Raw genomic sequence first — 16,659 nt, forward strand, 5'->3', positions numbered from 1 at the left:
ACATTTTTTTGAGCGTTTTTCTAATTAATAACCCATCGTTCGAAATTTTTCCATATTTCTTCTTTCCCCTGTTTAGTTTGAGCAGAAAATGGAATTATCATATGATTAGAATCCATTTCTAGTTTTTTACGTATAATAGATATATGCTTTTGGATTTGACTCTTTTTAATTTTATCTAATTTAGTAGCTACTACTATTACATCGAATTTATAATGACAAATCCAATTATACATCATCTTATCATTATTGTTAGGCTCATGTCTTATATCTACTAACAATACAATTTGTTTTAGCTGATTTCTTGTAGTTAAATAAGTTTCTATAAATTTACCCCATCTTTCTCTTTCTCTTTTAGAAACTTTTGCAAAACCATATCCCGGTAAATCAACAAAATATAATTTATCTTCTATATTATAAAAATTAATTGTTTGAGTTTTTCCAGGTTGAGAACTGGTTCTTGCTAAAGATTTTCTATTAATTAGAGTATTTATTAATGAAGATTTCCCTACATTAGATTTTCCAACAAAAGCTATTTCATTTAAATTACTTTGTGGAAATTGATTAACATTTCCACATACTGCTTCTAATGTTACATTATTAACTTCCATGTAAACACTCCTTATTTTTTATAGAGTAGAGCATGTTTTAAAACTTCTTCCATTGATTTTACTAAAATAAATTCCATATTTTCTTTTATTGAATCTTCTAGTTCATTAAGATCTTTTTCATTTTCTAATGGAATAATTACTTTTTTTATACCTGCTGATTTAGCTGCTAAAATTTTTTCTTTTAATCCTCCAATTGGAAGAACTCTTCCTCTTATAGTTATTTCTCCTGTCATTCCTACATCATTTTTTACAGCTATATTCGTGAGAGCCGAAATCATAGCTGTTGCCATGGTAATTCCTGCAGAAGGACCATCCTTTGGAACAGCTCCTTCAGGTATATGAATATGAATGTCTGTATCTTTATAAAAATCCGAAGAAATTTTAAATTTTTCTGCTTTCGAACGAATATAACTTATTGCTGCTTTTGCAGATTCTTTCATAACATCTCCTAATTGACCTGTAAGTTCTAATTTACCATTTCCTTTCATTATATTAACCTCTATAGAAAGAGTATCTCCTCCTACAGGTGTCCATGCTAATCCCCTTGCAACTCCTATTTCTGGTTTTTCTATTATTTTATTTAATCGGTATTTTTTAGGTCCTAAATATTTTTCTAGATTATTTTGTGTAATTCTAACTTGTTTTTTCTTTTTTTCAAGAATTTCTTTTGCAGCTTTTCTACATAATTCTCCTATGAATCTCTCTAATTTCCTTACTCCAGCTTCTTTTGTATAATAAGTAATTATATCTTTTATTGCTTTTTTATCAATACGTAGTTGAGACTTTGTCATACCATGTTTTTTTAATTGTTTTTCTATCAAATGATTATATGCTATATGAAACTTTTCTTCTTCTGTGTAACTTGATATATTAATCACTTCCATCCTATCTAAAAGAGGCCTTGGAATAGTATCTAAAGTATTTGCTGTAGCTAAAAATAATACATTTGATAAATCAAAAGGAAGTTCTATAAAATGGTCTCTAAAAGCATAATTTTGTTCTCCATCTAACACTTCTAATAATGCTGCTGTAGGGTCTCCTCTAAAATCAGAATTCATTTTATCTACTTCATCTAATAACATAAGAGGATTTTTCGTTTTAGCTTGTTTTAATCCCTGTATAATTCTTCCAGGCATCGCTCCTACATAAGTTCTTCTATGTCCTCTTATTTCCGCTTCATCTTTTACTCCTCCTAATGAAATTCTTACATAATTACGATTTAGAGCTTTTGCTATAGAACTAGCTATAGATGTTTTACCAACTCCAGGAGGACCTACTAAACAAAGAATAGGACTATTTAGTTTAGGAGCTATTTGCCTTATTGATAAAAATTCTAATATTCTTTCTTTTACTTTTTCTAAACCATAATGATCTTTTTCTAATATTTTTTTTGCTCTTTTTATATTATTTGTTTCTTTATTCCAAGGTAAATCTAATATCCATTCTATATAATTTCTAACAACCGAACTTTCTGCAGAAGATAAAGGAATTTTTAACATTCTTTGTAATTCTTTTTCTACTTTTTCTTTGACCTCTATAGGAGGATTAATTTTATTTAATTTATTTCTATATTCATTAACTTCTCCTTGTATTCCATCTTTATCTCCTAATTCATTTTGAATAATTTTTAATTGTTCCCTAAGATAATATTCTTTTTGGTTTTTATCAATATTTTCTTTAACTTTTTTCATTATTTCTTTTTGAGTATTTAAAATTTCTATTTCAGATTTTAAAATATTAATAACTTTAAAAAGTCTTTCCTCTTCATTAAAAACATTTAAAATTTCTTGCTTATTTTCTAATTTTAATTGAATATTAGAAGCAATTGCATCTGCCATTTTCCCAGGGCTTTCCATGGAAATTATATTTCTAATAGTATCTGTTGAAATTCTATTATTAATCTTAGCATATTCTTCAAAAGTTTCTACTCCTATTCTTAAAAGAGCTTCATTTTTTATATTATCATTTTCTTCTTCTAAATATTCTTCTATATTTACTAAAAAATAGGATTTTTCTTCTTCAAAAGAAATTATTTTCCCTCTGGTTCTTCCTTCAACTAATACTCTAATTATTCCATTTGGTAATTTTAATATTTGTTTAATAGTAGAAATAGTTCCTACTTCATATAAATCTTTTATCTCCGGTTCTTCTATATCAACTTTTTTTTGAGCTACTAAAAATATTTCTTGGTCTTCTATCATTGATTTTTCTAAAGCTTTTATTGATTTTGGACGAGCTACATCGAAATGTAAGATCATATTAGGAAATACACTAAATCCTCTCAGTGCTATTAAAGGTAATTGCAATATATTTTTTTCACATTTTTTCATAATAAGTCACCTCAAATATATTGTGTCTATTGTAATTATGCTTATTTTGTCATAGATTGTCAAATGATTTCTGTATAAATTAATATAATTATAATTTTTGTAATTTAATTGTAAATAAAAAAGAACAGCTTTTAAACCGTTCTTTAATTAAATGATTTTTCTATAACATTATAGTTTAACTTCTGCATGTAAATATATTTTAATTCTTTATTAATTTCTACGGTTTTATATTCCATATATCCTAATTTTTTATATAAATTTATATTTCGCTGACTTTTATGTCCTATAAAAATTTCAAATCTAGAACATTCTTTAAATATTTTTTCCACTTCATATATTAACTTTGTTCCTATTCCTTGTCTTTGAAATTTAGGATGTACTACAAGCCTTCCTATATAACAAGTATCTCCTTCTTTATAAGCTCTTACAGAACCAATTATAACTCCATTTATAATAGCTTTCAAAAAAAGATATGTAGAAAATTCTTTTTCTATTTCATCTAATGTTTCCTCTAATGGTAATATATGATGATTACGGTAAATTTCTGCTTCACTCATATAAGCTTGTTTTTGTAATAAAAGAATTTCCGCTAAATCTTTTACTTGGGCTTTTTCAATTATCATTTTACAACCCCACCCTATTTTAAAAAACATTTCAAAAACCAATGGTGTTAAAAATCCATTGGCTTAATATTTTATACAAGTAAATCTTTACATATCTGTCGATATGATAAAATTATATCATATTTAAAATTATTTTCTCAATATAAAATTAAAAAATAATATTAATTTGATTAAATTAACTATTTTATTGCATTAAATCTTTTAAATTATTTATATCCTTGTGCTGTTAATACTTTAGATGTTGCATTTTTATTTTGTACAATATCAATACTATGTTCTTCAAAAACCTCGTTTAATAATTCTTCTACAGTCTTTACAGGTACAATATTTATCTTATAATCTTTAAAAGTTTCTTGCCAATTATCCTGTGGAATAATAACTTTTTCAATTCCTGCTGCTTTTGCAGCATTTATTTTTGCATATATTCCTCCTACAGGATGAACATTTCCACGAATAGAAATTTCTCCGGTTATGGCTATTTTATTTGATATTGGTATTTTCATTATTGCAGAATATACAGCAGTAAATATTGCTGTACCAGCTGATGGTCCATCAACAGGTATTCCTCCCGGAAAATTGATATGGATATCATAATCTTTGTATTGAATATTCAATATACTTTTTATTGAAGTTAAGACATTTTCTATAGATCCTTTAGCAGTACTTCTTCTTTTCATTTTTCCATTATTCTTATTAAATTCTTCTTCTTCAATTATTCCAGTTACAGTTAATGTCCCCTTTCCTTTTTCTTCTGCTTTATTAGCAATGACTTCTATCTGAAGAAGTGCTCCCATTCTAATACCATATACTGCAAGTCCATTTACACATCCTATTGTCTTTTCATAAGAAATTTTTTTATCTATTCTCTTACTATATTGTCCAAATTCAATTACCCATTCTATATCTTTTATAGTAATTTCTTTTCTATTTTCAATAGTAGCTATACATCCTGCTGTTTGAACTATATTAACTGCATCTCGTCCATTAGCAGCATAATTAGTTATGATATCTACTACTCCTTTATCCAAAATAAAATTTCCTTTTTTAGCAGCATTTTTTATTATTTTTGCTACATCTTCTTTATTAAGAGGTTGAAAAAATATTTCTGTACATCTCGAACGAATGGCTGGGGGAATTTCTTCTGGAGTTCTTGTTGTAGCACCGATTAATCTAAAGTCTGCTGGCAACCCATTTTGAAAAATATCATGTATATGGGCTGGTATATTAGAATCTTCAAGAGAATAATAAGAACTATCAAAATATACTTTTCTATCTTCTAAAACTTTTAATAATTTATTCATTTGAATTGGATGGAGTTCCCCTATCTCATCAATGAATAGTACCCCTCCATGAGCTTTCGTTACTGCTCCCGGTTTAGGTTGTGGAATCCCTGCACTCCCATAAGCTCCTGCCCCTTGATAAATAGGGTCATGAACTGAACCTATAAGTGGATCTGCAATACCTCTTTCATCAAATCTTAAAGTTGTAGCATCTATTTCTATAAAACGAGCATTGGATTTAAAAGGTGATATTGCCATTTTTTTAGCTTCTTCTAATACAACCCTAGCGGCAGCTGTCTTTCCGACCCCCGGTGGGCCATATATTATTACATGTTGTGGATTAGGACCACATAATGCAGCTTTTAAAGCTTTTAATCCTTCATCTTGTCCAATTATTTCTTCAAAAGAATTAGGTCTTGTCTTTTCAGATAAAGGTTCCGATAAATGAATTGCTCTAAGTTTTTTTAATTTTTCTAATTCCTTTTTAGATTCTTTACTTATCGATATTTTTGTTGTTTGCTGAGTTTTTAAGAGAGTAAAGAAATAAATTCCTATGATAATAGTAAATATAAATTGAATAATGATTAAAATATGATTCACAAACATATCCTCCTATCATACGTTCAAGGTGTTTAGATATAGTATGTGCATTTAAAAGGTTTTTATTACAATAACTAAAATAATTTTACAATAATAAAAAGAGCGCAAAATGCGCTCTTTAATATACAATTACACTAATCTTTATGAAGCTGTTTCTCCTCTTTTAGTCCTTTTTTTCCTTGTTTTTTTTATGGGTTTTTTATTTTCATTAATAATTAATTCTGGCATACTTTTTAATTCTACCGTATCTTTTGTAATAATACACTTTTCTACGTTTTGTGTAGATGGAATCTCATACATTACGTCTGTCATAATTTCTTCTATTATCGCTCTTAATCCTCTAGCCCCTGTCTCACGTTCAATTGCTTTTTTAGCAATTAGCTCAAGAGCTTCTTCTTCAAATTCAAGAATAACATCATCCATTTCAAATAATTTCTTATATTGTTTAATAAGAGCATTTTTTGGCTTAGTTAAAATTTCTATAAGAGCTTTTTCATCCAAATTATTTAAAGTAACAATAACTGGAATACGCCCTATGAATTCTGGAATAAGCCCAAATTTAAGTAAGTCTTGTGGAAGAAGTTTATCTAATATTTCTCCTAAATTTTTCTCCTTTTTACTTTTTATTTCTGAGCCAAATCCCATTCCTTTTGTTCCTATTCTTTTTTCAATAATTTTTTCTATTCCATCAAAAGCTCCACCACAAATAAACAAAATATTAGTAGTATCAATTTGAATAAATTCTTGATGAGGATGTTTTCTTCCACCTTGAGGAGGTACAGAAGCTACAGTTCCCTCTAAAATTTTAAGAAGTGCCTGCTGTACTCCTTCTCCACTTACATCTCTAGTAATAGAAGGATTATCTGATTTACGAGCTATTTTATCAATTTCATCAATGTATATAATTCCTTGTTCTGCTCTTTCTATATCATAATCTGCTGCTTGAATAAGTTTAAGAAGAATATTTTCTACATCTTCACCTACATAACCTGCTTCTGTTAAAGATGTAGCATCTGCTATAGCAAAAGGAACATTTAACATTTTAGCTAAAGTTTGAGCTAATAATGTTTTTCCTGAACCTGTTGGCCCAAGCATTAAAATATTACTTTTTTGTAATTCTACATTATCATAATGTTCATCTGAAAATATTCTTTTATAATGATTATATACTGCAACTGACAAAGCTTTTTTAGCTTTATCTTGACCTATTACATATTCATCTAATATAGCTTTTATTTCTTTTGGCTTGGGAAGATTTGACATTTCACTAGGCTCTGGAATGTCCCCAAATTCTTCTTCTATTATCTCAGAGCAGAGTTCTATACATTCATCACATATATATACTCCTGGACCTGCAATTAACCTTCTTACTGTTTCTTGAGTCTTACCACAGAATGAACACTTAAGCTGTTTTTTATCTTCATATCTACCAGCCATTCACTCACTCCCTATCATTTACTTTCTAGCGGCAATAACATCATCGATTATTCCATATTCTTTTGCTTCTTGTGCAGACATAAAATAATCTCTTTCCACATCTTTTTCAATTTTTTCTAAAGGTTGCCCTGTATTTTCACTTAACATTTTATTCATTCTTTTTTTAATTTTCATAATATGTTCTGCATGAATTTGAATATCTGTTGCTTGACCTCTTGCTCCACCTAAAGGTTGATGAATCATTACTTCTGCATTAGGAACAGCAAACCTTTTTCCTTTTGCGCCTCCACTAAGTAGAAAAGCTCCCATACTAGCAGCCATACCTATGCAAATAGTAGATACATCTGGCTTAATATAATTCATAGTATCATAAATAGCCATCCCAGCTGTTATAGATCCTCCTGGACTATTAATATATAAACTAATATCTTTATCAGGGTCTTCTGCTTCTAAAAACAAAAGCTGAGCAACAACTAAATTAGCAGTAACATCATTTATCTCTTCTCCAAGAAAAATAATTCTATCCTTTAAAAGCCTAGAATAAATATCATAGGACCTTTCTCCCCTATTAGTTTGTTCCACAACTACTGGTACTAAACTCATATGATACCCTCCTCACACTTTTATTATTCTTCTTTTGCACTATTTACTACTAAATCAACAGCTTTTCTAATCTTAAGGTCTTCTCTTATAGCTTCTTTTTCAGATTCTCCTATTGTACTCTTTAACTTATCTAATTCCATTTTATATTGTTCTGCCATTTTCTTTAATTCATCTTCTAGTTCTTCATCAGTTATATCTATATTCTCAGTATTAACAATTTGTTCTAATACTAACCTTGCTTTAACTTGAAATTCTGCATCTGAACGGAAATTTTCTTTAAATCCTTCAACAGTTTTCCCAGTTATTTGAAGGTATTGCTCTATAGAAAGTCCTTGATATCTCATTCTCATGCTAAAATCTTGTACCATTTGTTCTATTTGATTTTCTATCATAACTTCTGGTACATTCATTTCTGCATTTTCAATAATTTTTTCGAGTACATTTCTTTCCTTTTCTGACTTAGCTATTTTTTCTTTCTGCTCTAAAAGTTTTGACTTAATATCTTGTTTATATTCATCTAATGTCTCAAATTCAGATACATCTTTTGCAAATTCATCATCTAATTCTGGAAGTTCTCTTTCTTTTATTTCTTTGATTTCTACTTTAAACATTGCTGGTTTCCCTGCTAATTCCTTTTTATGATAATCTTCTGGAAAAGTAACATTAACTTCTAGCTTATCTCCTGTTTTTGCTCCTATTAATTGTTCTTCAAAATTATCTATAAAAGTGTTAGATCCTATTTTGAGCGAATAATCTACTCCTTTTCCACCTTCAAATGCTTCTCCATCTATAAATCCTTCAAAATCAATTACAACTTCATCATCTTTTTTTATTGGACGGTCTGTTACTGTAATAACACGAGCATTCTTATTTTGTTCTTGCTTTAATTGCTCTTCGATTTCTTCCTCTTTTACTTCAATGTTAGTTTTAGGAACTACTATTTCTTTATATTGTCCTAACTTAACTTCCGGTTTTACTGTTACAAGTGCAGTAATTATTAAATCCTGTCCTTTTTCTACTTTTTCTACATCAAATTCAGGTTTAGATACTACTTCTAAATCATGTTCAGATACAGCTGCCTCATAAGCTTCAGGAAGTACAAAGTTGATTGCATCTTCATAAAAAATTTCTGGTCCATAAGTTTTCTCGATAAGCATTCTTGGTGCTTTACCTTTACGGAAACCTGGAATAGAAATATGTTTTTTATTTTTATTAAAAGCATATTTCATTCCTTCTTCAAATTTTTCTGCTGGAACTTCAATTGTTAATTTAACTTGATTATCTTCTAACCTTTCTAATTGTGAACTCATTATTTGTCCTCCTTGAGCGTTATTATAATTTATGTACAACTTATTTCGTACATATCATTTAAAATCAATAGTATATTATGCAAATATCCATTCTAATATTATACTATATAAAAAAATTAAAATCCACTTGAAACATTATATCTAATTAAAAAAATAACGTCAAGGTATCAAATTATTTCTATTTTTATATCATAAACCTCTCCTTCTATATTATTTTCAATAAAATTAATTACATTTTGAATAATTTGATCTGCATGATGAATATTTGTAGTAACACAAGCAAATCCTATAGCACCATTATGATGAACATCCTGCATTTCTATTTCTGCAATGGAAACATTAAATTTGTTTTTTACTTTACTAATAATGCTTTTTAAAATCATTCTCTTGTCCTTTAATGAAGTTACCCAAGGAGCTCTAAAATAAACTTTACAAGTTCCTACAATCATATGTTTACTCCTAATTTATAATTATATTTTATATTATAATATTCTAAATTTAAATATAAAGCAACTATTATAATTATTTTTATAGCATAATTAGTAAAATAAAAAGATGACAAAATGTCATCTTTTTATTTTAACATTATTTCATAGGATTCGCATTTCCTGCCATCTGCTGTTCTTGTCTTTCAATCATTTTTTTAACCATATATCCTCCAACTGATCCATTCTGAGCAGATGTTAAATCTCCATTATAACCTTGTTTTAAAGGTACTCCAATTTCATTAGCAACTTCATATTTAAATTGTTCTAAAGCTGCTTTTGCTTGTTTTTTATTGTTATATGCCATTTTATCACCTCCATAATAGTATTATGTCTCTTTTTGTAAAATATATTAGAATTTTTATTGGTAATTAAATCCTAAGTTTTCTATACCAACTATTACATATGAAAAAATAATTAACTTTTGATATAATAATATAACAATAAATGCTTTATTTTATAAGGAGGACAATATAATGGCTTCATCACAGCCTCGTCAATTCTATAATGGCACATTCTTACAAATTTACGAAACAAACATCGAAGAAAAACTTAAAAAAATTGATTTGTTTTTAAAAAGTTCCCCAGACCAATTAAATATACATATTACTTCAGAACTTTTAAATATTAAAGAAGAAGAAATAAAAAACATCATGTTAAAAAATAATATTGATGTTATTAATCCTGCTTCTTTTTTCATTATTATGGTTGAAGGGAATAGTTATATATGTGGTCTTTTACAAAGACAATTAAAAACAGGAAGTAAAACTACTTATTCTATAGAAGATATTTCTTACATATATCAACTTAATCCTGAAAAAGTAAAGATAGCTTGTAAAAAATCTAACATAGATAAAATTACATCTAATAATATAAAAAAACTATTTGAGTATATCCCTATTCAAATTTTTATATAATAAAATATTATTTAAAAAAAAGCTTGCCTTAATAATTTTTAGGCAAGCTTTTTTTTACTTTTGTTTTTCTACTTCTCTCCAGTAATGACAAGCAACATAATGTCCTGGTTTTACTTCCTCAAAATTTGGTCTTTCCATTTTACATTTCTCTGTTGCCATAGAACAACGATCTGCAAATTTACACCCTTTAGGTGGATTAATAGGACTTGGTACATCCCCTTTTAAAACAATTCTTTGTCTTTCTCTTTGTACTTTTGGATCTGGAATAGGAATTGCAGATAAAAGTGCTTTAGTATAAGGATGTAATGTATTTTCATATAATTCATCACTATCTGCTAGTTCCATCATAGATCCTAAGTACATTACAGCTATTCTATCAGATATATATCTTACCATTGATAAATCATGGGCTATAAATAAATAAGTAAGCCCCATTTTCTTTTGTAAATCTTCCAATAAATTTACAACCTGTGCTTGAATGGATACATCTAAAGCAGAAATAGGTTCATCACATACAATAAATTCAGGATTTACTGCAAGAGCCCTAGCAATTCCTATTCTTTGTCTTTGACCACCACTAAATTCATGAGGAAATCTATTAGCATGTTCTTTATTTAACCCTACTAATTCAAGAAGTTCTTGAATACGTTTTTTCCTTTCTTCTCCTTTTAATAAATTATGGACATCTATTCCTTCTGCTATAATATTAGATACTAACATTCTAGGATTTAAAGAAGCATAAGGGTCTTGAAAAATCATTTGAGCCCTCTTTGTAAATTCTTTCTTTTGTTTTCCTTTTAATTTATATATATCTATTCCATCAAATTCTACACTTCCACCATCTGCTTTATATATATTAATAATAGTTCTCCCTGTAGTTGACTTACCACAACCAGATTCTCCAACTAATCCTAAAGTCTCTCCCCTATATATATCAAAAGAAATATCATCAACTGCTTTTAAATAAACATTTTTATCTACTTCAAAATACTTTTTTAAATTTCTTACTTTAACCAAAACTTCTTTATTTTTACTCATTTATTTCACCTCCTCTTTTAAGCCCTTTTTATTGGATTTTCTACTTTAGGAGCTTGTTCATGATTAAGCCAACAAGCAGAATAATGATTTTTCCCTACTTCAAACTGTGGAGGCATTCTTTTTTTACAAATTTCCATAGCATATTCACATCTATCTGCAAAAGGACATCCTTTTGGTGGAGAAAATAAATCAGGAGGAGTTCCTTCAATAGAATCTAATCTACTATTTTCTTTTTTAATATCTAATCTAGGAACTGATTTTAATAATCCCCATGTATAAGGATGTCTAGACTCATAAAAAATTTGATCTGTAGTTCCATGCTCTACTATCTTACCTCCATACATAACTACTATTCTTTGAGCTGCGTCTGCTACAACTCCTAAATCATGAGTGATTAATATTATTGATGTTTTTATCTTGTTTTGCAAATCTTTCATCAAATCTAATATTTGAGCTTGAATAGTTACATCTAATGCTGTTGTTGGTTCATCAGCAATTAATATCTGAGGATTACATACTAATGCAATAGCTATCATAGCTCTTTGCCTCATTCCTCCTGAAAACTGATGAGGATATTCATTGAACCTCTTTTCAGGATTGGGGATTTGAACCATACGAAGCATTTTTAAAGCTATTTCTTTTGCTTCTTTTCCCTTTACTTTTTGATGTTTTTTTAAACCTTCCATAATCTGTTTCCCCACCGTCATAGTTGGGTTTAAAGACGTCATAGGATCTTGGAAAATCATTCCTATATGACTTCCTCTTATTTTTTGCATCTCTTTTTCTTTTTTTTCTAATATATTTTCTCCATTAAGCAATATTTGCCCGCCTTTATATCTAACTGGAGGTTCTGGATTTAATCTCATAATAGATTTGGCTGTTACTGATTTCCCAGAACCTGATTCTCCTACAATAGCTAAGGTTTGTCCTTCATATAAATCAAAAGATACATCTCTTACAGCTTGTACTTCTCCAGCGTAGGTATCAAAAGATACTTCTAAATTTTTAACTTCTAGTATTTTTTTCACAAATATCACCTCCTACTTTCTAAGTCTTGGGTCAAGAGCATCTCTTAATCCATCTCCTAATAAATTAAAAGCAAACATAGTTAAACTAATAGCAATTGCTGGTATTAATAATTGATGTGGAAATTGTCTAAAAATCTTAGCTCCCTGATTTGCAAGAACTCCCCAAGAAGCATAAGGGACAGGAACTCCTAATCCTATAAAACTTAAAAATGCTTCAGCAAAAATCATTTTTGGAATCATCATAGTCATATTAACAATAATAGGTCCCATAGTATTAGGAATAAGATGTTTTAAAATTATCCTTTTTGCATCAGCTCCTAAGGTTTGTGCAGCTATAACATATTCTGAATGTTTAAGTCTCATTACTTCTCCCCTAACAATACGGGCTGTTCCCATCCATCCCGTTGCAATAAGAACTATCATAATAGGTTTTATTCCTGGGTCCATAAATGTTAATAATAATATGGTATAAAGCATATCAGGTACTGTCATTAACACTTCAATTATACGCATTAAAATGTCGTCGATTCTTCCTCCTAAATAACCTGAAATTCCTCCATAGAATATTCCAAAAATAGATGTCACAAATACTGATATAAATGCAATAAAGAAAGATATTCTACCACCTTCCCAAAGGCGAGTAAATAAATCTCTTCCAAATTCATCTGTACCAAACCAATGTTTAGAATTAAACCATTTTTCTCCTTTAGTTTCTACAATAAGACTAGAACCTTTCTTTTTAAAACTAATTCCCCTAAAATCTGGGTCATCAGCTAAAATCTTTTCTCCTTCAGCATTTAATTTATCAATAATACTACTCCATGTATCTGTACTAACTACATCCACAGTAAGTATATATTCCTTTTTATCTCCTTGCCAAGATTCTTCTGATTCCTTACCAATTTTAAAACTTATTTCTCCTGTAGATTTAAGTTTTACATTTTTAAAAGTTATTTCAGTTTTACGATAATTAGATGTATACTTTTCATATTCAAAAACATCATTGGACAAAAGCGAAATACTTCTAGCATTACTCATAATTGTCACTTGATTTTGTTCTAATAAATTTTGCTTTTCATAGGTATAACCATATAAAGATTTTGTTATAATAGGTCCTACTAAAGACATTATTATTAGTATAATTAAAATCCAAAATGATGCCATAGCTACTTTATTTTTCTTTAATCTTCTATATGCATCTTTCCAATAGGATAAACTAGGTCTTTTTATTTCTTGAGATGCTTGTAAATTTTTCCCCACATGTTTAAAATCATTCTTATCTAACTGTATATTTTCCATTTATTTCCCTCCTTTCTTCGATACTCTAAGTCTTGGGTCAATAAAGCCATATGCAAGATCTACTGCTAACATTGAAAGAATAATTAATGTAGCATAAAAAATGGTGATTCCCATAATCATAGGATAATCTTTTTCCCAAATAGTTGATACAAAATATTCTCCCAACCCTGCAACAGCAAAAATTTTCTCAACAACAATAGACCCTGTAATAAGAGCAGCAAATAAAGGCCCTAAAATTGTAATTATAGGCATAATAGCATTTCTTAGTACATGCTTCCATACAATTTGAACTTTGGATAATCCCTTTGATTTAGCTGTACTAATATAATCTTGCCCTAAAACTTCTAAAGTAGTCGTTCTCATTAATCTAGAAATTGTAGCTAAAGAACTTAAACCAAGAGTAAGTGATGGAAGAACAAGAGATAATTGAGTCTTATCTACAGTCACGGGAAACCATCCTAGTTTTACTCCAAAAAAATATGCTAAAATTGGTCCTAAAATAATAGATGGTATGGATACTCCAATAATAGCAATAAAAATAGATAAATAATCCCAGGTTTTTTGGTGATTAAGAGCTGCAATAACTCCTAAAAGCAATCCAAATACAAGTGCAATAACTAAAGCTCTCCATCCAAGGGAAAAAGACTTAGGAAAACTTGTTTTAATCATATCTTTTACAGAACGCCCTGGATATTTCATAGAAGTTCCTAAATCCCCTTTTATTAAATTTTTCATATAAATTACATATTGTTCACTAAGAGGTTTGTCTAATCCATATTTTTCCCTTAAAGCTTGTTTTACTTCTGGCTTTAATTTAGGATCTGTGAAAGGGTCATTGGGAAGTGCATGCATTAAAATAAATGTAAGAGTTGATATAACCCATAGGGTAGCAACTGCCATAAGAAGTCTTTTAATAATATATCTAAGCATATTTCCCCTCCTATCTGTAATATAATTTTAAAAGTTTTAAATTTCATTAAAATCAAAAAAATTTTTCATATTAAGAAAGGTATATGTATATACATATACCTTTCTCTGGTATTTGGTTAGTAAATATATTTATTCTTGTTCTGCATTTTTTGCAGCCATGTCAATATCTGCCCAATAGAAATCAGTAGTAGAACCTACTCCTCTTATTACAACTCCAGACACATAGTTTTTAAAAGTAAAATGAACATTTCTAAAATATTGTGGTGCTATAACTGCATCTTCTATAAGAATTTTTTCTGCATCATACATATATTGAATACGTTTAGCAGGGTCTGTTTCTGTTTTAGCTGCTTCAATTAATTTATCATAATCTGGATTACTATATCCACCACTATTATTAGGATTTCCAGTTTGGAATAAATCTAAGAAAGTCATCGCATCTGGGTAGTCTGGACCCCATCCAGAACTTGACATAGCAAAATCGCCACTTTGAAGTCTTGATAATCTTTCTCCCCATGGTAGTGGAATAAGATTTACATTAATTCCAATTTCCTTCCAGTCAGCTTGGAATTTTTCAGCTATTTTTTGTTCTATGTCTGAATCTCCAATTAGGAAATCAATAGCTGGAAGTTCTGTCATTCCAAGTTCTTCAAGTCCTGCTTCTAAATATTCCTTAGCTTTTTCTTTATTATTATCTTCAAATAGTTCCATTCCATTTTCTTCACGGAAAGTTTTTTCAAGCCCTGGGAAAAGTTTTGGAATAACAGCTAAAGCTGGTTCATCCCCTATATTTATTTTTTCAACAAAGCTAGTTCTATCCATAGCATACATTATAGCTTTACGAATATTTGCGTTAGACATAATAGGATCATTATGATTAAATTCTGTATAGAACACAGCAAAATCAGGACGATTAATAAGTGGTTGTAAATTTAATTCATTTAATGTAGCCATATCTTCAAAATCAGGTACATCATTAGCCTGAATTGCTGAACCGTCTAATTTTCCTGTTTTTAAAAGGTTAGTTCTTGTTTCTACATTATCAACAATTTTTAAGTTAATTACATCTATATTTATATTATCCTTATTCCAATAATTCTCATTTTTAACTAATTTAAAGTAATCATTGTGAGCCCATTCTTCAACTTTCCAAGGACCATTACCCATAAGTCCTGTTGCCTCAATACCATATTCATTTGATGCCATTTTTTCATTATAAAAATCTTCTCTTGCTGGTGCATATACAGCAAATGCTGTTAAACTTGGGAAATATGGTGCAGGAACACCAACAGTGATTTTAATGTTATTTCCTTCTGCTACAGCTTTTACATTGTTCCAAAGCTCGTCCTTTTTAGCTTGGAATTCATTTAATTCTTCTTCTGTCATATTTTCTATACGAGCATCTTGTTCTTCTTCACTAAGATCAGCAAAACTAGGATCTTTTTCTGTTAAGAAAGCACTTTTATCATATGCTGCATATTCGTCTGCTCCTTCAATATATTCATATATTAGGAAGCTATATGCTCCAGAAGTATCAATGGCATTTCTCCATGCAAAAAAGAAATCATCTGCTGTGACAGGAGTTCCATCAGCCCATTTTGCATCTTCTCTTAATTCAAAAGTATAAGTGTTAGTTGCTTCATCATAAGTATATCCTTTAGCAACTCCTGGCTCTAAACTAGAGTCATCCTTACCAAATCTTAATAAACCTTCCATAAACATATTTTCTACAAAAAGGTCTGGTTGTCCCCACATTTGTTGAGGGTCTAAAGTTTGAGGTTCAGAAGATAAATAATAATCTAAAACCTTTTCTCCTTCAAATTCTGTATTTTGTTCTTCTTGTTGTTCTGATTGTTCTTGAGCTTCTCCAACAGTGCCTTCATCTTCATCTTTAGCTCCACAGCCTGTTAAAGCTACTCCTCCAATCATTACAACAGCTAAGATCATAGCCCATAATTTTTTAAAACTCATTATTAAATCCTCCTCTTTAAGTATTATTTAAAACTAGCAAAAAACAAAGTATAGTATACCACTAAATTTAGTATTTTGCAATTTATAATTTATTTCCTATCAAAATATTTTATTTTGGTTCGTTGTAAAATTAAATGCAACAGATAAAAAAATATAAAAAAATAATTGACAACCATAGTGAGAAATCATGTATGATTTAG

Annotated in this window: 15 protein-coding genes; 1 reads left to right on the forward strand and 14 read right to left on the reverse strand. The window is 29.0% G+C overall.

Features of this window, described 5'->3' with window-relative positions; genetic code table 11:
- Positions 1-20: 20 nt before the first annotated feature.
- The 9 genes from yihA to OM90_RS09180 form a co-directional block, all read right to left on the reverse strand.
- A complete protein-coding gene (yihA, locus tag OM90_RS09140) occupies positions 21-608 on the reverse strand; it encodes a ribosome biogenesis GTP-binding protein YihA/YsxC (protein WP_058486586.1) in 588 nt (195 codons plus the stop codon).
- 11 nt (positions 609-619) lie between these two features.
- A complete protein-coding gene (gene lon, locus OM90_RS09145) occupies positions 620-2,938 on the reverse strand; it encodes an endopeptidase La (protein ID WP_058486587.1) in 2,319 nt (772 codons plus the stop codon).
- Between the two features lie 143 nt (positions 2,939-3,081).
- A complete protein-coding gene (locus OM90_RS09150; protein WP_242860884.1) occupies positions 3,082-3,561 on the reverse strand; it encodes a GNAT family N-acetyltransferase in 480 nt (159 codons plus the stop codon).
- A gap of 206 nt (positions 3,562-3,767) precedes the next feature.
- Entirely contained in the window at positions 3,768-5,441 is a 1,674-nt protein-coding gene (gene lonB / locus OM90_RS09155; protein ID WP_242860885.1) for an ATP-dependent protease LonB, read from the reverse strand.
- Positions 5,442-5,582: 141 nt separating this feature from the next.
- The gene (clpX, locus tag OM90_RS09160) at positions 5,583-6,878 is read right to left on the reverse strand and encodes an ATP-dependent Clp protease ATP-binding subunit ClpX (RefSeq protein WP_058486589.1); all 1,296 of its coding nucleotides are present in this window, start codon (positions 6,876-6,878) and stop codon (positions 5,583-5,585) included.
- A gap of 18 nt (positions 6,879-6,896) precedes the next feature.
- Positions 6,897-7,481, reverse strand: coding sequence for an ATP-dependent Clp endopeptidase proteolytic subunit ClpP (gene clpP, locus OM90_RS09165; RefSeq protein ID WP_058486590.1), 585 nt, complete (start codon positions 7,479-7,481; stop codon positions 6,897-6,899).
- A 23-nt stretch (positions 7,482-7,504) separates the two neighbouring features.
- Entirely contained in the window at positions 7,505-8,791 is a 1,287-nt protein-coding gene (gene tig, locus OM90_RS09170; protein WP_058486591.1) for a trigger factor, read from the reverse strand.
- Positions 8,792-8,958: 167 nt separating this feature from the next.
- Positions 8,959-9,240 carry a DUF503 domain-containing protein gene (locus OM90_RS09175; protein WP_058486592.1) on the reverse strand — a complete coding sequence of 94 codons (282 nt, stop codon included), beginning with the start codon at positions 9,238-9,240 and terminating at the stop codon, positions 8,959-8,961.
- Between the two features lie 136 nt (positions 9,241-9,376).
- The gene (locus tag OM90_RS09180; protein WP_058486593.1) at positions 9,377-9,583 is read right to left on the reverse strand and encodes an alpha/beta-type small acid-soluble spore protein; all 207 of its coding nucleotides are present in this window, start codon (positions 9,581-9,583) and stop codon (positions 9,377-9,379) included.
- A 169-nt stretch (positions 9,584-9,752) separates the two neighbouring features.
- On the opposite strand from OM90_RS09180, the gene OM90_RS09185 reads away from it, so the two are divergent.
- Positions 9,753-10,193 carry a hypothetical protein gene (locus OM90_RS09185; RefSeq protein WP_058486594.1) on the forward strand — a complete coding sequence of 147 codons (441 nt, stop codon included), beginning with the start codon at positions 9,753-9,755 and terminating at the stop codon, positions 10,191-10,193.
- A 54-nt stretch (positions 10,194-10,247) separates the two neighbouring features.
- Here the strand turns inward: OM90_RS09185 and OM90_RS09190 are convergent, their stop codons facing one another.
- From OM90_RS09190 to OM90_RS09210, 5 genes are all read right to left on the reverse strand, one after another.
- On the reverse strand, positions 10,248-11,231 hold the full coding sequence (locus OM90_RS09190) for an ABC transporter ATP-binding protein (protein ID WP_058486595.1): 984 nt from the start codon (positions 11,229-11,231) through the stop codon (positions 10,248-10,250).
- A gap of 17 nt (positions 11,232-11,248) precedes the next feature.
- On the reverse strand, positions 11,249-12,259 hold the full coding sequence (locus tag OM90_RS09195) for an ABC transporter ATP-binding protein (RefSeq protein ID WP_058486596.1): 1,011 nt from the start codon (positions 12,257-12,259) through the stop codon (positions 11,249-11,251).
- 12 nt (positions 12,260-12,271) lie between these two features.
- The gene (locus OM90_RS09200) at positions 12,272-13,558 is read right to left on the reverse strand and encodes an ABC transporter permease (RefSeq protein WP_058486597.1); all 1,287 of its coding nucleotides are present in this window, start codon (positions 13,556-13,558) and stop codon (positions 12,272-12,274) included.
- Positions 13,559-14,488: an ABC transporter permease gene (locus OM90_RS09205; protein WP_058486598.1), complete on the reverse strand. Its 930-nt coding sequence runs from the start codon at positions 14,486-14,488 to the stop codon at positions 13,559-13,561.
- Between the two features lie 129 nt (positions 14,489-14,617).
- Positions 14,618-16,459, reverse strand: coding sequence for a peptide ABC transporter substrate-binding protein (locus OM90_RS09210; RefSeq protein ID WP_058486599.1), 1,842 nt, complete (start codon positions 16,457-16,459; stop codon positions 14,618-14,620).
- Positions 16,460-16,659: the final 200 nt, after the last annotated feature.

It is taken from the genome of Defluviitalea phaphyphila, from assembly GCF_001466305.1.
GTDB classification, from domain to species: domain Bacteria; phylum Bacillota; class Clostridia; order Lachnospirales; family Defluviitaleaceae; genus Defluviitalea_A; species Defluviitalea_A phaphyphila.